An 18,460-nucleotide genomic window follows, 5' to 3' on the forward strand; every position below is an offset into this window, starting at 1 on the left:
CAAGTGCCACACACGGCAACGTATGCCATATGACACAGGAGCAGCGCTGGACTGTCGAGCACATCCCGGACCAGACCAAGCGGGTCTTCGTCGTCACTGGAGCCAACAGCGGCCTCGGTCTGGCGACCACCCGGGCGCTCGCCCGCCAGGGCGGGCACGTGATCCTCGCGGTGCGCGACGAGGGAAAAGGTCACCGAGCGGTCGCAGAGATCACCGCCGAGCAGCCGGGCGCCTGCCTCGAAGTGCGCCACCTCGACCTGGCCGATCTCGACTCGGTCCGCGCCTTCGCAGATCAGTTGCAGACCGACCATCCGCGGCTGGATGTGCTCGTCAACAACGCCGGTGTGATGGCGCCGCCTCGACGCTTAAGCGCGCAGGGCCACGAGTTGCAGTTCGCCTGCAACCACCTCGGTCACTTCGCGCTCACCGGGTTGCTGCTCGATCTGCTGACCGTCGGGCGCGACCCCCGCGTGGTCACGGTGAGTTCGATCAACCACCGACAGGGGCGCATCCACTTCGACGACCTCGCCGGCGAGCGCAGCTACTCGCCCATGGCCTTCTACAACCAGTCGAAGTTGGCCAACGCCGTCTTCGGATGGGAACTCCACCGGCGACTGACCGAGGCCGGCAGCCCCGTGCGCAGCCTGCTCGCCCATCCCGGCTATACCGCCACCAACCTGCAGATGAGTGCGCCGGTCGCCCTGTGGCGGGTGATATTCGGCCGCATCGGCAACCCGTTGTTCGCCCAGCCCCCGGCCCGCGGCGCGTTGCCACAGCTGTACGCGGCGACCGACCCGAATGCGGAGAGCGGTCAGTTCATCGGGCCGGACGGCCTGGCCGAGCTGCGCGGCGGACCGACGCGGGTGCAGATGTCCCCTGCGGCGGCCGACAGCGAGACCGGCCGCCGCCTGTGGGAGCTGTCGGAAAACTTGACCGACGTGCAGTTCGTGATTCCGACTCCTGACTGATCAGTTGGGGTGCTTGCCCCGGCCCGTACCAGGTGCTGTCCTGTCGATCTTCGTGGATCAGCCCGGGGCGTCCGGTGCGGTGCATCGCAAGGCGGAGGATCGTCCTCGTACTGGACGTACGTGGGCGACTGACGACAACGCAGCGAGGTGCCGTGCCAGGCGTTCCGGGCCCACGAAGACCGGCAGGACAGGACCGAGGAGCTGCGGTGACGGTGCCGGGCTTGCGCCGTCGACTTCGCGCACGAGGACGTAGCGCTCATCGAGGTGTTCGCTGGAGGCGCTGTTCAAAAATCCGGTCCCGGGTCGCTACACGCCGGGACGGTTCGGCCCTCGTCCCCCGCGCATGCCGGTCGCCGACCTCGTACGGGTTGCCTTCGCCTGCGTGGATCCCCGTGTCCGCTGCAGAGCCTGATGGACCGACCAGACGACGGACACCAGCGGAACAATCACCACCGCTCCCAGCACCCCCGCCGCGATCGCGCCACCGATCACCGAGAGTGCGACCACGACTGGATGCAGGCGGACTGCCCAGCTCATCACGATCGGGTGCAGCAGGTGCCCCTCGATCTGGCCGATGACGACGATCAGCGCGATGACAACGACCGCTACGATCGGGCCCTTTGACGCCAGAGCCACGACGGCGGCCACTCCGAGGGCGATGGGTGAGCCGATCAGTGGGACGAAGGCCGCGAAGAACTCCAGCAGCGCCAGCGGAATCGCCAGCGGCACTCCGAGTACGAAGAGGGCAAGTCCCACGAGTACGGAGTTGGTAGTGGCCACCACGACGATGCCGTGGGTGTACCCGGTGAACGTCCGCCACGCCGCTCGGCCCGCGATCTCCATTCGCTCCCGCGCCGTCGCCGGAAGCTGTTCGCACAACCAGTCCCACTGCCGGTCGCCCGAGTGGATGAAGAAGACCGAGCAGAACAGTGCGAGAGCGAACACGGTCATCACCTCCACCAGTCGGCCCACGCCACTGAGCGCCGTACTGATCAGGGTGGACCGATGGCTGGACAGGTACTGTCCGATCCGGACCTGCAAGTCGCTCAGTGCCCCGGGGTTCAACCGGAACGGCGGCTCCTCCAGCCACCGCTCGATCCTGGCAAGGCCGTCGCTGAACTGCCGCTCCAGCCCGGCACGTTCTCCGACGACCGCCTCGCCGACCAGAGACAGCACGCCGAGGACCAGGACGATACTGCCGAGAAGCGTCACTGCCACCGCGAGTGACCGCGGCATCACACGAGCCAGGAGGTCAGCCGCCGGGCGCAGCAACGCGGTGACGACAAGGCCGAGGAAGACTGCTACCGCAACCTCGTGGAACCGTCCCAGCACGGAAAAGACGGCGTAGACGACAGCTCCCACGACGAGCGTCCGCCAGGCGTAGGCAGCGGCCGTCCGCAGCGCGGGGGGCACATGCAGTTCCTGCGTCGGGTCGTCCGCTGCGCGCTGCGAGCCCAGGTCCCGAGGCGCGGGACCTCTGATGCCACGCATCGCCTGGCGCGACGCCGCACGGACCAGATACCTCCGCCTTCCAGGCCGGGAGCCGGGGTCCGGGTTGTCGGGTTGGAGATGCGATCGCCTGGGCATTCCTTGCTGGTACCAGACGGCGCCATATCCCCCCGTCTCCCGCGGCTGCACACTCGCGAAGTCACCCGACAGGCGCAATCGCTGGTTCCCGGCGGAGATCGCATTCCGCCGGGTGGAGCAATCAACTGGTTCGTTGCCGGATACCGACCAAGACTGGTCCCGTCAGGGCCGGCCGGTTTCCGGCCTGCCATGGGGGGAACCGGAACCGACCCATCGAGCTTGAGGGAGCGCCCGTGGGCCTCAGGATTCTGCGAGCCGGTCAGGGCAAGCGGCTGTTCCTTGTCCTCGCGAGTTGCACGCTCGTACCGCGGAGCGGTCCCGGCGCGCTGCCGGCATCGGGGCAAGCAGCTGCGGACGTCAGGCGCGGAGTCGGTGGCATGCAGTCGGCGGAAGCGAGATGAGACCGTGCCCAGGTCCGCGCACACCCGGTTGCTCGTGCTGCGGCACGCCAAGTCGGCCTGGCCGGAGGGTGTACCCGACGATGAGCGTCCGCTCGCCGGGCGGGGCCGCCGGGACGCTCCGGCGGCCGGGCGGTGGCTGCGCGAGGCTCGGTGTGTGCCCGATCTGGTCATCTGCTCTACCTCCACGCGTACCCGTGAGACATGGGAGCTTGTCGCGGCGGAACTCGGTGCGGTACCGAAGGTGGTCTTCGAGCCGCGGGTCTACGAGGCAACCGCCTCCGCCCTGCTCGATGTGGTGCGTGCGGTCCCGGAGCGGCGGCGGACCGTGCTGCTGATCGGCCATCAACCAGGCGTGCAGGACCTGGTCCTGTCTCTGGCCGGAGAAGGTGACGCCCAGGCACTCTCACGGGTCCACGGAAAGTTCCCGACCTCGGCCATCGCCGTGCTCCTGTTCCCGGGGCCGTGGTCCCGGCTCGGACCCGGTACCGCGGCGCTCACCGCCTTCGCGATTCCCCGCGGCCTGACCGTCAGGCGTTGAGCACCCCCGCCCCCAGCAGGCCGAACACCAGCGCTCCGACGACGATCCGGTCGTTGACGAGGTCCTGTCCTGCCGGTCTTCGTGGGCCCGGAACGCCTGGCACGGCACCTCGCTGCCTTGTCGGAGTCGCCCACGTACGTCCAGTACGAGGACGATCCTCCGCCTTGCGATGCACCGCACCGGACGCCCCGGGCTGATCCACGAAGATCGACAGCCAAGCGGTCGAGGCGTATACGACCACGGAGCCCGGTCGGCCCGCCTCGGCCTCACGCGGCCGGCCGGGGTGTGGCCACCCGGCGGAGAGGCTGAGGCGCGGCCTGCCCCTCCGCGCCGTCTGCCGTTACCCGGGTGCCCTGGGCATCCCTGCCCGCGCGCTTGCCGGTTTCACCTGACGCACGCGTCCTGCTCACCAATTGGATGAGCGTGAGCTGCCTGGCCATGCCCCCCCGGGCCGGCCGACGCCGACGGGGCTGGTGACGAGGTGTGTGGCAGCCCTCCGCCGGGGCGGGCACGTACATGTGCTGCCGTCGGCCGGTGTCGCGGGCGAGAGCGTCGCGGAGCAGGGGCAGGTGCGCGCTCACCGCTGCGAGGCAGTCGTGTTCGTCCCGGCAGGCGGGGCAGGTCGTCAGGTGGGCGCGGACCTGAGTGGTTTCGTCGGCGGCGAGGGCATTGAGTGCGTAGCCGGCCAGCAGCTCACGGATCGTGCCGCATTCCTGGGGTGTGGTGAACATGGCGGGTGTCCTCTCGGTGCGGGGGGCCGCGCGGTCGGTGCGGGCCATGGGGTTCAGGCGCGGGCGTCATCCTGGTCCTGCTCGGTGGCGTCCACGGCGGACGTGGTCTGTTCGGCGGTGCTGTCCTGATGGGTGTGGGTCGCTTTCGATCGGCGGGGCCTCCGCTCTGCGGGCCGGCCCGGCACCGGGAGGGGAAGACTGCGGCTGCGAACAGCGGCGGGAAGATCCAGGAGGTTCAGCCGTGGATCGGGGATGCGGTGGGCGGGCGGCGCACCGCATGGTGCGCGGTGCCGTGGGCGCCGAGGCCGCCGATGTGTCGCCCTGTGTTCGGGTGCGCCCGCCGCCGGGGCCGCGGCCCGAAAGAGCGGTGAGGGGCGTGCCCCGCGCCATCCGCCCCGATGTGTCGGTCTGCTCCGGACGGGGCGTGCGGTCGGCGAATCCGGCGGGACGAACCTGTGACGCTGTTGCGCGGCTTGGTCCTGCGCCGGTCAGGCGTCGCGTCGCTTGAGGAGCCAGGCCGCGAGACCCAGGAGGACGGCTGCGTATCCGGCGAACAGCGACAGACCTGTCCAGGGGGCCATCGCGGGATCGGGGACGACGGACAGCACGGCTTGTCCCGCGTTGCTGGGCAGGTAGGGGTCGATGCGCTGAGCCCAGTCGGCCGGAAGCAGGGCGCCCAGTCCGGGCAGGACGAGCAGGATGCCCACCAGCGTGGCGATGGCTCCCGCAGAGCTGCGGATGATGGCGCCCAGGGCGACGCCGAACAGTCCCACGACAGTGAGGTAGAGGGCGGTACCGAAAACCACACGGGTGACGCCGGGGTCGGAGAGATGCGTGGCCAGGTGAGCGGAGGACAGGACAGCCTGGCCACCGAAGAAGGCGGCGAAAGAGGCTGCGGTCATCAGGACGAGGACGACGCCGGTGAAGACGGCGGCCTTGGCCACCAGCATGGGCAACCGCCTGGGGACGGCCGTGAGTGAGGCGTGGATCATTCCGGTGGAGTACTCACCCGTGAACACCATGACGCCGAGGACACCGATGGCCAACTGTGCGGGCCGGTACATGCCCAGGCTGACCTCGGCTCCGTTGAAGTGCGCCAGTTCCCGCGCGTCGAGGTGGCCTGCCCGCAGGTGACTGACCAGCGCGCCCAACCCGACCACCGCTACCACGGCGGTCAGCAAGGTGATCGACGTGGAGCGCACGGTGCGCAGCTTGATCCATTCGGACTTGAGGACCCGACGCAGGGTCACCTTGCCGGGGTGCACTGTCGAGCCGAGTGGGCACGTAAGGCTCGTGGTCATGACGCGCTCCTTACTCCGACCGGCTCGTCGGTGCTGTTGGCGCGGTACTCGACCGCGTCCCGGGTCAGTTCCATGAATGCCTCCTCCAGAGAGATCCTCTGGGGGGAGAGTTCGAGCAGGGTGAGCCCGTGAACGGCGGCGACCGAGCCGATGTGGTCACTCGTCAGGCCGACTACCTCCAGGGTGTTGGGCGCGCAGGAGGTGAGGGTGACGTCCGGACCGGCCAGCAGACGTTTCAAGCGGCCGATTTCCGGGCACCGGACGCGCACCACGGTGCGGGCCGCGCCGCGGGTGAATTCCTCGACCGAGGTGTCGGCGATGAGCCGGCCGCGGCCGATGACGATGAGATGTTCGGCGGTGAGCGCCATCTCGCTCATCAAATGCGACGAGACGAACACCGTGCGCCCCTCCCCCGCCAAGCTCTTGAGGAGATTCCGGATCCACCGGATGCCCTCCGGGTCGAGGCCGTTGACCGGCTCGTCGAGGATGACCGTGGCAGGGTCACCGAGAAGCGCGCTGGCGATGCCGAGGCGCTGGCCCATGCCCAGGGAGAACCCGCCGGCCCGCTTGTCGGCGACCTCGCGCAGGCCTACGAGGTCGATGACCTCGTTCACGCGCCGGCGGGGGATGCCAGTGGTGGCGGCCAGGGCCAGCAGGTGGTGGTATGCGGTGCGGCCGGTGTGAATGGCGCGGGCCTCCAGCATCGCCCCGACCTCACGCAAGGGCGCTTCGTGCATTGCGTAGGGGAGGCCATTGACGGTGACATGCCCTGCGGTGGGGGCGTCCAGGCCGAGGATGAGCCGCATGGTGGTGGATTTACCGGCCCCGTTGGGACCGAGGAACCCCGTCACGATGCCGGGGCGGACCGTGAAGGACAAATCCTCGACGGCCGTTCTGTCGCCGTACCTCTTGGTCAGGCAGTGGGCTTCGATCATTGCGAAACCTCCGTTCACCACCTCACTTTCGCCCGGGGACGGCCCCTTGCGCATCGTCCCCGTGCAGCGATTCCGGGGTACCACGTCCGTGGTAGGGAGTCCGCCGCCTACAGCGGGGACGGAAGGCGGCACGTACCTGTGCCGGCGATTACGCGGATGCTGCTGGGCGACTCGGCTCCATCGCCGGGCTGACCAGGCCGCTCTGGTAGGCGATGACCACGAGCTGGGCCCGGTCACGAGCCGCCAGCTTGGTCATGGCCCGGTTGACGTGGGTTTTGGCGGTCAGTGGGCTGATGAACAGGCGATCGGCGATCTCTTCGTTCGACAGGCCCAGCGCGACGAGCCCCAGGACATCGCGTTCCCGTGGTGTCAGGCACTCCAGCCGCTCGTGCATGGCTGCCGGGCACGCTTCCGGCTGCGTCAGAAATCGCGTGATCAGCGCTCGGGCGGCAGACGGGCACAGCAGCGCTTCCCCGGCGGCGACCGTGCGGACGGCCTCGAGAAGCTCCTCGGGCCGCGCGCCCTTGCCGAGAAAGCCGCTCGCACCCGCGCGCAGCGCCTCGGCGACGTACTCGTCCTCCTCGAAGGTGGTCAGAATGAGGACCTTCACCCCTGCGAGGTCCTCCGACTCGCCGATCAGCCGCGTCGCGGCGAGGCCGTCCATCTCGGGCATGCGGATGTCCATCAGGAGCACATCCGGGTGCTGCGCATGGGCCAGCTCCACTGCCTCGCGGCCGTTGGATGCCTCGCCCACGGTCTCCATGTCGTCCGCAGAATCGAACAGCATCCTGAAGGTGCCCCTCAGCAGGGCCTGGTCATCGGCGAGCAGTACGCGGATCGTCATACCCATCTCTCCTCGGCGGTCCGTTCGTCGCCGGACCGCCCGTGGCCGTTGCGGCTCGCAGGGGCAGATCGGCAGTCACAGCGAAGCCGCCCTGCGGGCGGGCTCCCGCATACAGCGTGCCCCCGACGATGGCAGCCCGCTCGCGCATTCCGATCAGCCCGTGCCCCGTTCCCTGGGTCGGCTGGTCGTGGGGTCCGACGCGTCCGTCGTCCTCGACGGTGATCGTCAGCCATTCGGGGCGGTAATGCAGGAACAATCGGGCGTGGTCCGCGCCGGCGTGCTTGTGCACATTGGTCAGGGCCTCCTGCACGATGCGGTACGCGGCCAGGTCGACTGCCGGCGCCAGAGGTTCACTGATACCGCGCTGACTGTGCCTGACAGCCAGGCCGACGCCTTCGAACGACGCCAGCAGGGCCGGTAGCTGCGTCAGACCCGGCATCGGATCGCGCGGCGCCGCCGGATCACCCGACTGCCGTAGCAGGCCTACGGTCACGCGAAGTTCGTCCAGCGCCGACCGGCTGGTGTCCCGGATGTTCTCCAGCGCGGCGAGTGTCTGCTCCGGCTGCCGCTCCGCGAGATGGACGGCGACGCCTGCCTGAGCGTTGATCAAGGCGATGTGGTGCGCGACGACGTCGTGCAGCTCGCGCGCGATCCGGACCCGCTCGGCCGCCACCCGCTGCTGTGCCTCCTGCTCACGGGTCCGCTCCGCGTTCTCCGCCCGTTCCTCCACGGCTGCCACATAGGCACGGCGTGACCGCACCGCGTCCCCGATGGCGGCCGACAGAGCCGTCCACGCCAGCATCACCGCCTTCTCCGGCTCCAGCCACGATCCCGGGGCGAACACCACGGCCGCCCCCACCAGGAAGGCGGCCGCGATCGACGTCGTGGTCCAGGTGGTGCGTCGGTCGGTCTGCACGGCCACGGTGTAGACGGACACATCGACCGGGCTTGCCACCACCGGGCTCTCCCGGAATCCGAGCACCTGAAAGAGCACCCCGCAGCCAACCGCGACAGCCAGTACGCCGAATGGGTGACGGCGTCGCCACATCAGCGCCGAGCAGCCGACCGCCGCCAGCACCACGCCCTGCCACCGGTACTCGATCCGGTGCTCGTCCGGCACAACGGCAGAAGCCACAACCGACAGCCCGAACAGCACGGCCGACATCAGCGCGTCCACCACGCCGGGCCTGGCTCGTGCTTCCCGCCTCCAACCGTTGATCACTGCCATCCCACCACCGTAAGCGCGGTGGCCGGGTCAGGCATTGTGTCGGTGCGGCAGGGCAGTCCCCGGGCACGGGCGCCGTCGACCGGGCTGCGTGAGGGCTTGAAGGCCGGGCCGACGGCCTCCATCGGGGTCACCGCGCCGGTACGCTCCGGCCAGCGACAGGCTGCGGGCTTCCCCTTCGGCCAGCCGGGCGCGGCCCGTCCTGCTTGCTTCTCCCCACGACGGAACCGCAGACCACGACGCAGCCTGCCCCCGGACGGGCGGGCGCCATGCCAAGGGCCGGTGCGAGGGCAGCGCCCCGTGCCGGTTCGAGTCCAGCCCCGGGGCGCGCCTGTCGTTTCTGACGGTTACGGAACAGGTTGTTGCTGCGTGACGCAGTGGATGCCGCCGCCTCCGGTACCGAGGCGGTCGATGTCGAGCTGTTCGATGACTCGGTCAGGGTAGAGCCGGGCCAGGGTCGCCTTCGCCGCGGCGTCTGCCTGGGTGTCACCGAAGTGGGCGCAGATGACAGCGCCGTTGCACAGGTAGAAGTTGGCGTAGGAGGCGAGGAAGTCCCGGTTGGTGGAGCGGATCTTGTTGTAGTCCGGGCCCTGGAGCTGCATCACGTCCATCGGCCGGTCGGTGGCGCCGCCGCGCACGGCGGCGAGCCGGCCGAGCAGCAGGCCGACGACCACGACTACGACCAGCGCCAGCGCGATCAGCAGCAGGGTGGTGGGAAGGCGGTCGGCCAGGAGGCGGGACACGTCGGTGCGGTAGGCGATCGAGCGCCCGAAGTCGCCATGCATCACGTCGCCGAGCCACTGGAGGTACCGGATGACGAACGGATCGTCCAGGTGGTACTGGGCGTTGATCGCGGCGAGCGCCTCCGGCGAGGCCGAGCGGCCCGAAAGCAGGAAACTCTCCTGGAGGGAGCGCCGACCACCGATCCACGCGGCCGGCCGCCGCCCCCGGGGCCGTACTCCCGCGGACGGCAGGCACGCGCCGTCTGCGAGAATGGATACTCGCCTCGGAGCGCGGCGGACCGCCATGCTCGTCTCGTCACAGGAGAGCACGCACTTGTCCCAGAAGCACGCGGCCCCGTCCGACAGCAGCGGCCGCAACGATCTGCAGGCCGACTGCGCGAGCTGCTTCGGGCTGTGCTGTGTCGCGCTGCCCTTCGCCCGTTCCGCCGACTTCGCGGTGGACAAGGACGCCGGTCAACCGTGCGCGAACCTTCAGACGGACTTCCGCTGCGGCATCCACACACGTCTGCGGGAGAAGGGCTTCCAGGGCTGCACCGTGTTCGACTGCTTCGGTGCGGGCCAGAAAGTCTCGCAGGTCACCTTCGGTGGAACGGACTGGCGGCAGGCGCCGGAGACTGCCCGCCCGATGTTCGAGGTCCTGCCGGTGATGCGGCAGCTCCACGAACTGCTCTGGTACGTCACCGAGGCCCTCGATCTCGCGCCGGCCCGCCCCGTCCACCCGGACCTGCGCCATGCGCTGAAGCGCGTCGACGGCCTCACCCGGGGGGACGCCGCGTCGCTCACGGACCTTGACGTGGCGGCGCTGCGCGACGATGTGAACGCTCTGCTGCTGCGGACCAGTGACCTGGTGCGGGCCGAGGTGCCCGGCCGCAAGAAGAACCACCGGGGAGCCCAGCTGATCGGGGCCAGGCTGGGCGGCGCCCGCCTGCAGGGGGCCAGTCTCCGCGGCGCCTGCCTCATCGGGGCCGACCTCAAGAAGGCCGACCTGCGCATGGCCGACCTGATCGGGGCGGACCTGCGCGGCGCCGACCTGAGCGGAGCCGACCTCACCGGGAGCATCTTCCTCACCCAGGCCCAGCTCAACGCGGCCAAGGGCGACTCGGCCACCAAGCTGCCTGCCGCCCTCACCCGTCCCGCGCGCTGGTAGCCCGCGGCGGGACCACGACGACCGCGGCCGCCACGACGACCGCGCCGCCCCTGACCAAAGGTCCGCCACTTCCCAGGGCCGCAGCGGTGACCCCTGTCTCGCCGACGCACGGTACCCGGGGTGGTGGACGCGCTCGTCGCCGATGGTGAGCAGGGGCATCATCGCCCTCACCCGGACGGCTGTCCACGAGGAGAGCGCCGACGGCCGCTGACCGAAGCGCCGGATGACAGCGGGAGGTCCCGCCGACGAGCCGGCGGCAGAGCACTCACCCTCTGCCGCCGTTCGCTGCGGCATGCAGTGACGGTGCGTCAGCCGTGGTAGCTGATGTAGCCGTTGCGGTCGGGGTCGGAGCCACTCTTGGTGTAGGCGTGGACATCCGCCCGGCTGCCTGACGGCTTGTACAGGTAGATGGTGTCCTTGTCGTTGTTCCAGATGAAGTTGCAGTTCTGGCGGTAGACGACGTTCTTGGCGTCGGAGTCGGTGCCGTGGCCTCCCCGCAGCTTTACGTAGTCGCCGGGCTCGAGGTAGTGGCTGGTCGAGAAGGTGAAGCGGTTGCCCGCGGCGTCCTTGACGACATAGCCCTTGAGATTGACGGTCGCCGTCGACGAGTAGTTCTTGATCGTCAGGTACTCGTCCTTGGCGTTCCCGGTGGAGCACTTGTTGGAGTCCGGGCCCGGCGCGTCGTACTGGACACCCTTGATCTTCAGCGCCGACGAGTACTCGGCTGCCTGTGCCGGGGCAACGGCAACAACCGCGATGGCCCCGGCAGCGGCGACAGTGGATATGGCATGGCGCATGCGCATGAGGAAGTCCCCCCAGTGGTGCGGATGAAGCGCCTGGAGCATACACAATCCATGATGAAGAGATGAAGAAAACATGATGGATATGTGAAGGCAACTGTGCGGCACACGTCCGGAGCCACTCAAGTGCGTGGCGCAGCTGGTGAATTGACGGCGGCGCACACAGTTCGACGCGGGCAGCCGGTCGAACCCCCGGCGCCTGCTACCTGGTCCTGACTCTGGCCGTCGCGGCCCTGGCGGTCCCGGGCCGACGGCGCCCGGCCGTGTTCGTGGCCGCCCTTCTCCTCGGCTGCGCACCATGGATCGTCGAGTACGCCCACCGTGCACGGTCACCGGTTTCGACGCGGTACCGATCGGCTGCTACGCCGGCTGCGCGTCGCGACAGATCGGCGGCCGCGACGGGAGTACCCCAGCCGACGGTCCGCGCGCGGCAGCGCGTCGCACACCTGTCGCGGTGATCGTGGCTCCCGCGCACAGGCCACCCGCCTACGCCCGCGCCTGACGGCCCGAATCCCTGCCACCGCTGCGTGGGAGCACAGGCCTCTCCTTCTACGTGGCGCCCCCGAACCAAGAGATGGCGCCCCGTCAGAAAGGCTGTCGCCATGATGCAATTCCCGGGCGCCGGCCCGCACTCGCCACATCTGCCGTAGCAGCGCTCGGTGATCGATCCGGCCGGCGCGTGGCCTCGCAACGGACTCAAGGCCGACGCGAGACCACGCTGAGGGCCGCCCCGGGAAGGGGGCGGCCGCCGTCACACTGCCTACTGGATGCCAGGGATCTCGCGGGCCTTGAACGCGGCACGGACCGCGTCCGCCGCGCTCTTGCCGTACATGCGTTGCGCCGTCGCAATCGTCGTCGCTGCGGCGTCCTTGAAGCTGGTGTCGGGCGCGAAGCCGAACTGAGCGTTGACGATGATGCGGTCGGCCACCCTGGCGCCGAGCGCCCCGCGGATGTCCAGGAGTGCGCGGGACCAGATCTCGCCGTCCGCGTGCACCTCGCCCACCCGGTCCCCGTATACCTTGTTCCGGTCGATCCGGCGCAGACAGTGCGGGGCGACGCTGTAGGCGACCGAGTCCCAGTCGGCGACGCACGCCAGGTCGGCCTTGAGGGGCCAGCCGTACCGGGCGTCCGCATGGGCGCCGACCTCGACTGCCAGGTAGTCGCCGAAGGCCTCACCGATCGCCCCGGCCTCCGGGGAGGTGCCGAAGCCGGGCACCTGGGCGTTGTGCACCGCGTGTCCGTACTCGTGAACGATCACCTCGGCGTCCTCGGCATCGTCCACGCCGCCCTTACCGAAGCGGATCTCGGCCTTCTTGTCGGTGAAGAAGGAGTTGTCCGCACCCCACTGGTTGATACGGATGGGCTGCGCGCGGTTGTTGGCGCCGGGCAGTTCGCTGCCGAAGCCGAGGCCCTGCAGGTACTCCTGTGCCTCATTGACCCAGAAATAGGCCATGACCTGCTCGAACTGGTCGTCGTGCCGGTTGTACGTGCCGGCGTCGGCGGTCTTTGCGGGGGCGCCGGTCTCCGACCTGATGTAGGCCCACCGTCCGGAGAGTCCTCCACTGCCGTCGAGATTGCGCAACGCGGCGAGGGCATAGCTCGAGGCGGGGACGGCGTCGGCCGAGTCCTTGGCATCGGAGAGCGACTGGTCGCCCGAGGACTGGACAGGGTTGACCATGAATACCCGGGCCTGTGGTTCGGCCGGGGCGGAGACTGCGCCCGAGGCCGAGGCCGCTCCGGCCGGAGCGAGCAGAGCCGCGGTGGCGGTGGCCGCGGCGATCAGGCCGCGGGGTGTGCGGCGAGTCATGTACATCCTCCCGTGCTGGGATGTGGTGCGGTGGCATGTCGAAGAGCGGGGGATGGCGTGGTGCGAGCGTGATCCTTGCGCACGGGCCCTTCTTTGGCCAGGCCCTGAACGCGTTTGCGACTCACAGCGGCGAAGGCCCCTACCGCGCGGTGGCGCTCTGTCGGCGTCCGCACGCCGAGAACGGCCCGAGCCGCAGCTCGAAGCCGGGTCCGTTCACCGGGCCCGGTCGGGCGATGATCGGGCCCGTGCAGGCGTGCTCGCGGCGACCGGCAGCGGCCACGCGCCGTTCCGTCCGTGCGTAGTCGCTGGCCGAGAGGCTCGCGCAATCGGCCGGTGCGGTATGCGGTTCGGTCCGGTCCCCCGGTCTCAGATCCCTTCGTCGGCCGGCAGGGGCACAGTGATCACGGGGCAGGCTGCCCTGTGCAGCAGCCCATGCGGGACGGAGCCCAGCCGCATACCGGTGAAACCCTCCCGGCCACGGCGGCCGACGATCACAGCGAGCGCATGCTCGGAAGCCTCCGCCAACGCCTCGACAGGGTGCCCCCGCAGCACCGCGTGGCTCAGGGGAACATCGCGGTAGGCGCTGGACCGCCCCGTGGTTGCTTCATGCAGCTGCCTGTGGCACGCCTCGAGCGCAGCGTCCTCATCGAAAAGCCCTGGCAGCCGCCGCTGCCACACCCACACCGCACGCACGGAGGCGCCTTGCGAGGCAGCGGCCTCCAAGGCGTGATTCAGCGCGGCCTCGGCCGACCGGCTGGCGTCCACCCCGACCACCAGGTACGGCGGCTCCTCCTCGGTGCGCCCGGCTTCCGGCACCACGGCCACCGGGCAGGCAGCGTGCGCACTGACCGGAACGGTCGTCGAGACAGCACTGAGCATCTCCCCCAGCCGGCCCAGCCGACGCGAGCCGAGGACCACCAGCCGCGCGTGAGCGGACCTCCGTACCAGGACCTGGGCCGGAGTGCCATCCGTGATGAAGGTCGTCACCTCAAGACCCGGCTGCCGCTCATGGACACGAGCCGTCGCCTTGTCGAGCGCCTCGTCGCCCAGCTGGCGCAAGGCCTTGTGGTGTGCCGTCTCCTCGACGCCGCGTACGTGATGGGTCACGGGCAACACGGCGTGAACCAGATGCAGGCGCACCCCACGGCGGGCGGCTTCGTCGGCGGCCCAAGCCAGGGCCGCATCGGCCGGCTCCGCGGCGTCGACGCCGAGCATGATCGGGAGTGGTTCACTGGCAGCTGTCATGGCTTCCTCCACCTGTCTGCGTGCGCGGGGCAGCAGCCGTGGGCTGCGGCCGCAGCTCATACCTGCACGGTACGCACATGGACGGCGAGGCGGAGGGCCGAGCGGCCCCCGTTCAGAGAGCTGTTTCCCGGGGCAAGGGCGAGCTCCAGGGACCTTCGGACCCCCGTTGCGGACTGTTCGGCCCCTGCGTTCGGGGGCATGGCGCGGTGGACTGGACATGTCGTAACCGCAGGACCGAGGAGGTCTGGGCATGGCTGTAGTCGCACGCAAGCAGAAGTTCCCGTTCCCGGAACTGCCGGACTGGTTCGAGGCCTTCCCCACCCGATTCACCATGCCGGCGATGGCCGATCTGTACACCATGAGGATCGAGGAGTTCACCGAGTCCGACCGCTACGTCATTCGGGCGGAACTCCCGGGCATCGAGGTCAAGGATCTGGACGTCACGGTCGAGGACGGCAACCTGACCATCAGGGCCGAGCGCACCGAGCACGAGGTGGACAAGCATCGCAGCGAGATCCGCTACGGATCCCTGACCCGCAGTGTCACCCTGCCCAAGAGCGCGGACGAGAACGACGTCCGTGCCGAATACGTCGACGGCATGCTGACCGTCAGCGTTGGCCTCGGCGAGGAGAAGGCGGAGGCGAAGCACATCGAGATCAAGCACGCCATGTGACCCGCACCGGATGGCCGCCCGGACGGACATGCGCTGCCCTCCGTCCGGGCGGCCACGTCGGCCCCGGCCGTGGGACCCGCCGCAACACGTCCTCCCACACGGTCGCGGCGGTCGCCGAATCCGTGGCAGGAAGCGGTCGTCAGCGCTGAAGCAGGCCTGGTCGGCCCTCCCGCATGACCCTGGCAGCCTGTACACTCGGCGCCCGCTTCCGGCAGGTCGGTCTCCCGGTGCGTCGGCTCCCCCGGTGAGACACCACCCCTTCATCACACGTTTCCTCACCACGCCCGGCCGCTCGGCCGGGCGGCGGCGAAACCGCCCGGCCCTGCCGCGGCCGCCATGTCGGCCTGTGTCCAGCCCAGTGGCTCCGTCCCGAGCACCGAGCGCAGGAACGGCACATGAAGGGCCGCCCGAGCCGATACGTATCCCTGTTCGCGCAGTGATGGGCGCCCGCGCGTCTGTCGACCGGCCCACCTTCTGTGCGCGCTCCGTGAGGATTCCCCCGCCGTTCCTTCCGCACCATCCTCAGCTGGGCGAGGACTTCGGCTCCCCGCCCGAGGTGCCGAAAGCCGCGGGCTGTAGAAGCGCGGCATAAAAGGAGTGTAAAGATTGCCGGACCAGGGCAATGTCACGCCCAGCGCTCGCGTGTCAACATCCGTTCGCCGACAGGGCGCGAGCGGGGAAGGGGGCGGTGAGCGCACATGACCTGGTTTCCGGGGCTCGGCACCGCGGGGGTCGCGCTTCTCGTCCTGTCTCTCGTCTTCGACGGAGTGCTCGGGGAGCCACCTCTGGCGTACGACGGTCCGAAGCAGCAGTAACCAGGGAACCTGCTGCCACTCGGCGGCTTCGCAGAGATGGAGTACGAGCCGTGTTCAATTGGCTCTGGCTGGTCGTCTGGTCGGCGTTCGCGCTGCCCTTGGCCGCCGCCTCGTTGAGAGGCTGGGTGCCCCGGTGGGTCCGCCATTCGACCAGTTCATGGGGCATTCGCGTGCGCGGGGTCGCCCTGCTGGTCATCTGGGCCGGTGGCATGGTCGCTCCACTGCTGCACTTGAGCGGTCTGGGCACCGAAGACTTCAGATTCCTCGCCACCGTCGTGCAGGTCGGCCTGTTGCTGTTCGCAGCCGGACTCATCGGCGGATCACAGCTCGGTGAGCGGTTCCACCGGCGCGAGATGCGGTGCCGGGCGGTCGATGACACGCGAAGCTGGGGAGAGACAGATGCCTGAGCCGCTCCCGGCGACGCACACGACCACCGCTGTCGAGATGGACGCCACCGCCGAAGGACTCGCCGAACGTCGCCGTCGCGCCCGCGGATGGGTCTGGGGCGGGCTCGCGGCCGTGATCGTCGGGCTGTCCGTCGGGCCGGCCGCCGACGAGGCCGGTGTCGGCTGGGTGAGCGACGTCGCCGTCTTCTGTGTCGGAGGCGGTCCCGTCGCCGTGGTCGTGGGCATCGTGGCGCTCATCAACTGCCGCCGCATGCGGCGCGCGCTCACGAGCCGTCCCTGGATCGCATGCGCCGCCGTGACCGTCCCGGCCCGTCAGGGCGCGCCGCGAGTGGTGCTGCGGGACCCTGTCGGCGACGGTCTCCTGCTGTTGTCGGTACGCACCGTGCAGCAGCGCTATCACCTGGCCAGCCCCGGTCGCAATGGTGTGCTGTGGTGGTGCGGCGACGCGCGGACCGGCGGAGTCCTCGCCCAGCCGGGCGGCGCACACCTGCTGTGGGCACGCCCGGTCCACACCGACCGCACCCGTCGCAACGAATTGAAGATCGCTGAACAACAAGGACTCCTCCACAGACCGACGCCGGTGCAGCCGCAGACCGCCCTGAGCGAGGAACTCGACCGCCCCCAGGAACCGGACCTGACTTACGGAACCATGGCGGAAGCGGCCTACCGACAGGCGATTCCGGAGGAAAAGGGCGTCGGCCCGCGCCATGAGGCCGACATCCGGGTCGTGCCCTGGTGGCGCGTACGCTCACTGCTGGAGATATCCCAGCTCTGGCCGACCGTGCTCAACGCGGCTTTCGCGATCGGGATGACGGTGACCTGGTGGCTGCTCGGCAGGGATCCGGTCTTCTCGGTGCCGCTGATCTTCGCGGCCCTGTCCGCATTCAACGCGCTCCGGTTCGACCACCGCATGCTCGACGGGATACCCGCGGTCAGGGCCCTCGCGTTCGCTGCCCGAACGCCCGTTCCCGTTCCCAAACGCTATGTCCTGCTGCCCGGCCCCGACGACGGGTTCGTCCTGGTGCTCTTTCCCGCGCACGGAGGCCCGAACGACCCACCGGAAGCGTTCATGGAGGTCAACCCCCCGGGTACGCCCAAGCACCCCACGCACGGGATGCCGCCGCCGGCCGGTGCCGCGGACCTGCACGGCTGGCAGGACAGCGGCCCCACTGTCGTCCCTTGGATCGAGGGCCGTCCTCTGTGGCCGCGGCACCAGTACGAGACCGTGAACCTCAACAACCCGCAGGACCGGGACCACTTGGCCGCCCTGGTCGGTGGCGGGGGCGCGGGCACGTGAGCGAAACGGCCGCAACTCCCCGGTCTACGCCGTGAGCTCACGCGTAGCCGAATGCATGACGCCAGGCGCGCCAAGGGTGCTCGTCGAGGAAGACAGGCAGGTTGCCAGGGTCGGCCCGGCGGCGGCCGACCGCACGGTCGGGGGCCCGGGGGTGCCAGGAAGGATTCGGATTCGGCCTCAATGGACGGATCCGCACCGCAACGACCCCGGACGATCCTCTATCGCCGGGAGCGCAGTGCCTCCCACTGCGCTGCGGCGCTGTCCAGCAGCATCTCCAGGGCCGTGGGATAGGCGCTGTCGACCATGCGGGTCGCCAGGAGGGGCGCCGCCTCGGCGATCCGAGGGTGTGTGGTGCGCGGCAGGCGGGCGTACGTCGAGCGCCACATGTCCTCGTCGGCGCTGAGGCTTTCGCGTGGCAGGGCCAGCGAGGCGGCGTCGAGCGCGGCGAAGGCCAGGGTCTGGTCGATGAAGGCCTGGTAGATCCGTACCGTGTCCGGCAGCGGGAATCCCGCTGTGCGGAGTAGGTCAAGGATGGCCTCGTCGGCGGCCAGCTCGTGGGCCCGGCCGGTGACCCGGTTCGCGGTGAGCAGTGCCGCCCGCGGATGCCCGACATACACGGCGTGGATGCGCAACCCGAGGCCGCGCAGATCCGACCGCCACTCCCCCGTGGGCCGCCAGCCTTGCAGGGCCTGCCCGATGAGGGCGTCGCCGATGGCGAGGGTCAGATCGTCCATGCCGCGGAAGTACCGGTAGAGGGTGCTGGGGTCGGCGTCCAGGGCCAGGCCGAGACGGCGGACGGTGAGCCCCGCGCCGCCGTGCTCACGCAGCATCCGCAGGGCGGTCTCGACGATCAGTTGCTCGGACAGCACGGTGCCGCTCCTGGTGGGACGGCGGCGCCGCCGTTTCTCCTCGGGTACCACCGCTTTCGCCACCGCCGCCTCCTCGCCCCGGTCCTTATGCCAACACCATTGACCTTATCCGAACACGCGGCGTTGA

Annotated in this window: 17 protein-coding genes; 6 read left to right on the plus strand and 11 right to left on the minus strand. The window is 69.8% G+C overall.

Annotated features, from left to right (window positions below):
* Nucleotides 1–29: 29 nt before the first annotated feature.
* Nucleotides 30–968, plus strand: a complete 939-nt coding sequence (locus tag ACGFSA_RS15020) for an oxidoreductase (RefSeq protein WP_393304187.1) — start codon at nt 30–32, stop codon at nt 966–968.
* Between the two features lie 306 nt (nt 969–1,274).
* Here ACGFSA_RS15020 and ACGFSA_RS15025 read toward each other — a convergent pair whose 3' ends face one another.
* Entirely contained in the window at nt 1,275–2,381 is a 1,107-nt protein-coding gene (locus tag ACGFSA_RS15025) for an AI-2E family transporter (protein WP_393304189.1), read from the minus strand.
* Between the two features lie 579 nt (nt 2,382–2,960).
* Here ACGFSA_RS15025 and ACGFSA_RS15030 point away from each other — a divergent pair.
* Nucleotides 2,961–3,494 (plus strand): SixA phosphatase family protein, encoded by a 534-nt coding sequence (locus ACGFSA_RS15030; protein ID WP_393304191.1) that lies wholly within the window; start codon nt 2,961–2,963, stop codon nt 3,492–3,494.
* A 266-nt stretch (nt 3,495–3,760) separates the two neighbouring features.
* Here the strand turns inward: ACGFSA_RS15030 and ACGFSA_RS15035 are convergent, their stop codons facing one another.
* From ACGFSA_RS15035 to ACGFSA_RS15060, 6 genes are all read right to left on the minus strand, one after another.
* Nucleotides 3,761–4,225: a zf-HC2 domain-containing protein gene (locus tag ACGFSA_RS15035; RefSeq protein WP_393304193.1), complete on the minus strand. Its 465-nt coding sequence runs from the start codon at nt 4,223–4,225 to the stop codon at nt 3,761–3,763.
* Nucleotides 4,226–4,713: 488 nt separating this feature from the next.
* A complete protein-coding gene (locus ACGFSA_RS15040; protein WP_393304195.1) occupies nt 4,714–5,526 on the minus strand; it encodes an ABC transporter permease in 813 nt (270 codons plus the stop codon).
* On the minus strand, nt 5,523–6,461 hold the full coding sequence (locus tag ACGFSA_RS15045) for an ATP-binding cassette domain-containing protein (RefSeq protein WP_393304197.1): 939 nt from the start codon (nt 6,459–6,461) through the stop codon (nt 5,523–5,525). Before ACGFSA_RS15045 ends, ACGFSA_RS15040 begins: the two co-directional genes overlap by 4 nt.
* A 148-nt stretch (nt 6,462–6,609) precedes the next feature.
* The gene (locus ACGFSA_RS15050) at nt 6,610–7,305 is read right to left on the minus strand and encodes a response regulator (RefSeq protein ID WP_393304199.1); all 696 of its coding nucleotides are present in this window, start codon (nt 7,303–7,305) and stop codon (nt 6,610–6,612) included.
* The gene (locus ACGFSA_RS15055) at nt 7,277–8,533 is read right to left on the minus strand and encodes a sensor histidine kinase (protein ID WP_393304201.1); all 1,257 of its coding nucleotides are present in this window, start codon (nt 8,531–8,533) and stop codon (nt 7,277–7,279) included. The genes ACGFSA_RS15050 and ACGFSA_RS15055 overlap by 29 nt, the downstream gene beginning before the upstream one ends.
* A gap of 344 nt (nt 8,534–8,877) precedes the next feature.
* Entirely contained in the window at nt 8,878–9,558 is a 681-nt protein-coding gene (locus ACGFSA_RS15060; protein ID WP_393304203.1) for an agmatine deiminase family protein, read from the minus strand.
* Between the two features lie 28 nt (nt 9,559–9,586).
* On the opposite strand from ACGFSA_RS15060, the gene ACGFSA_RS15065 reads away from it, so the two are divergent.
* On the plus strand, nt 9,587–10,420 hold the full coding sequence (locus tag ACGFSA_RS15065) for a pentapeptide repeat-containing protein (protein WP_393304205.1): 834 nt from the start codon (nt 9,587–9,589) through the stop codon (nt 10,418–10,420).
* Nucleotides 10,421–10,728: 308 nt separating this feature from the next.
* Here the strand turns inward: ACGFSA_RS15065 and ACGFSA_RS15070 are convergent, their stop codons facing one another.
* The 3 genes from ACGFSA_RS15070 to ACGFSA_RS15080 form a co-directional block, all read right to left on the minus strand.
* Nucleotides 10,729–11,223 carry a lamin tail domain-containing protein gene (locus tag ACGFSA_RS15070; protein ID WP_393304297.1) on the minus strand — a complete coding sequence of 165 codons (495 nt, stop codon included), beginning with the start codon at nt 11,221–11,223 and terminating at the stop codon, nt 10,729–10,731.
* Nucleotides 11,224–11,980: 757 nt separating this feature from the next.
* On the minus strand, nt 11,981–13,027 hold the full coding sequence (locus ACGFSA_RS15075) for a M4 family metallopeptidase (RefSeq protein WP_393304207.1): 1,047 nt from the start codon (nt 13,025–13,027) through the stop codon (nt 11,981–11,983).
* 366 nt (nt 13,028–13,393) lie between these two features.
* The gene (locus ACGFSA_RS15080; RefSeq protein WP_393304209.1) at nt 13,394–14,242 is read right to left on the minus strand and encodes a universal stress protein; all 849 of its coding nucleotides are present in this window, start codon (nt 14,240–14,242) and stop codon (nt 13,394–13,396) included.
* 280 nt (nt 14,243–14,522) lie between these two features.
* On the opposite strand from ACGFSA_RS15080, the gene ACGFSA_RS15085 reads away from it, so the two are divergent.
* From ACGFSA_RS15085 to ACGFSA_RS15095, 3 genes are all read left to right on the plus strand, one after another.
* Complete coding sequence (locus ACGFSA_RS15085) at nt 14,523–14,945, plus strand: Hsp20/alpha crystallin family protein (protein WP_393304211.1); 423 nt, start codon at nt 14,523–14,525, stop codon at nt 14,943–14,945.
* 865 nt (nt 14,946–15,810) lie between these two features.
* A complete protein-coding gene (locus tag ACGFSA_RS15090; protein ID WP_393304213.1) occupies nt 15,811–16,167 on the plus strand; it encodes a hypothetical protein in 357 nt (118 codons plus the stop codon).
* Nucleotides 16,160–17,464 carry a hypothetical protein gene (locus ACGFSA_RS15095; protein ID WP_393304215.1) on the plus strand — a complete coding sequence of 435 codons (1,305 nt, stop codon included), beginning with the start codon at nt 16,160–16,162 and terminating at the stop codon, nt 17,462–17,464. Before ACGFSA_RS15090 ends, ACGFSA_RS15095 begins: the two co-directional genes overlap by 8 nt.
* 218 nt (nt 17,465–17,682) lie before the next feature.
* On the opposite strand, the gene ACGFSA_RS15100 is transcribed toward ACGFSA_RS15095, so the two are convergent.
* Nucleotides 17,683–18,396 carry a TetR/AcrR family transcriptional regulator gene (locus ACGFSA_RS15100; protein WP_393304217.1) on the minus strand — a complete coding sequence of 238 codons (714 nt, stop codon included), beginning with the start codon at nt 18,394–18,396 and terminating at the stop codon, nt 17,683–17,685.
* Nucleotides 18,397–18,460 lie beyond the last annotated feature (64 nt).

It is taken from the genome of Streptomyces sp. NPDC048496, from assembly GCF_043200055.1.
Lineage (GTDB): Bacteria > Actinomycetota > Actinomycetes > Streptomycetales > Streptomycetaceae > Streptomyces.

Bases quoted from the DNA above. Each gene is read 5' to 3' on its own strand.
- ACGFSA_RS15050 (WP_393304199.1), bottom strand. From the start codon at position 7,305: ATGACGATCCGCGTACTGCTCGCCGATGACCAGGCCCTGCTGAGGGGC.
- ACGFSA_RS15070 (WP_393304297.1), bottom strand. From the start codon at position 11,223: ATGCGCATGCGCCATGCCATATCCACTGTCGCCGCTGCCGGGGCCATC.
- ACGFSA_RS15035 (WP_393304193.1), bottom strand. From the start codon at position 4,225: ATGTTCACCACACCCCAGGAATGCGGCACGATCCGTGAGCTGCTGGCC.
- ACGFSA_RS15020 (WP_393304187.1), top strand. From the start codon at position 30: ATGACACAGGAGCAGCGCTGGACTGTCGAGCACATCCCGGACCAGACC.
- ACGFSA_RS15075 (WP_393304207.1), bottom strand. From the start codon at position 13,027: ATGACTCGCCGCACACCCCGCGGCCTGATCGCCGCGGCCACCGCCACC.
- ACGFSA_RS15055 (WP_393304201.1), bottom strand. From the start codon at position 8,533: ATGGCAGTGATCAACGGTTGGAGGCGGGAAGCACGAGCCAGGCCCGGC.
- ACGFSA_RS15080 (WP_393304209.1), bottom strand. From the start codon at position 14,242: ATGCTCGGCGTCGACGCCGCGGAGCCGGCCGATGCGGCCCTGGCTTGG.
- ACGFSA_RS15040 (WP_393304195.1), bottom strand. From the start codon at position 5,526: ATGACCACGAGCCTTACGTGCCCACTCGGCTCGACAGTGCACCCCGGC.
- ACGFSA_RS15060 (WP_393304203.1), bottom strand. From the start codon at position 9,558: ATGGCGGTCCGCCGCGCTCCGAGGCGAGTATCCATTCTCGCAGACGGC.
- ACGFSA_RS15085 (WP_393304211.1), top strand. From the start codon at position 14,523: ATGGCTGTAGTCGCACGCAAGCAGAAGTTCCCGTTCCCGGAACTGCCG.
- ACGFSA_RS15095 (WP_393304215.1), top strand. From the start codon at position 16,160: ATGCCTGAGCCGCTCCCGGCGACGCACACGACCACCGCTGTCGAGATG.
- ACGFSA_RS15045 (WP_393304197.1), bottom strand. From the start codon at position 6,461: ATGATCGAAGCCCACTGCCTGACCAAGAGGTACGGCGACAGAACGGCC.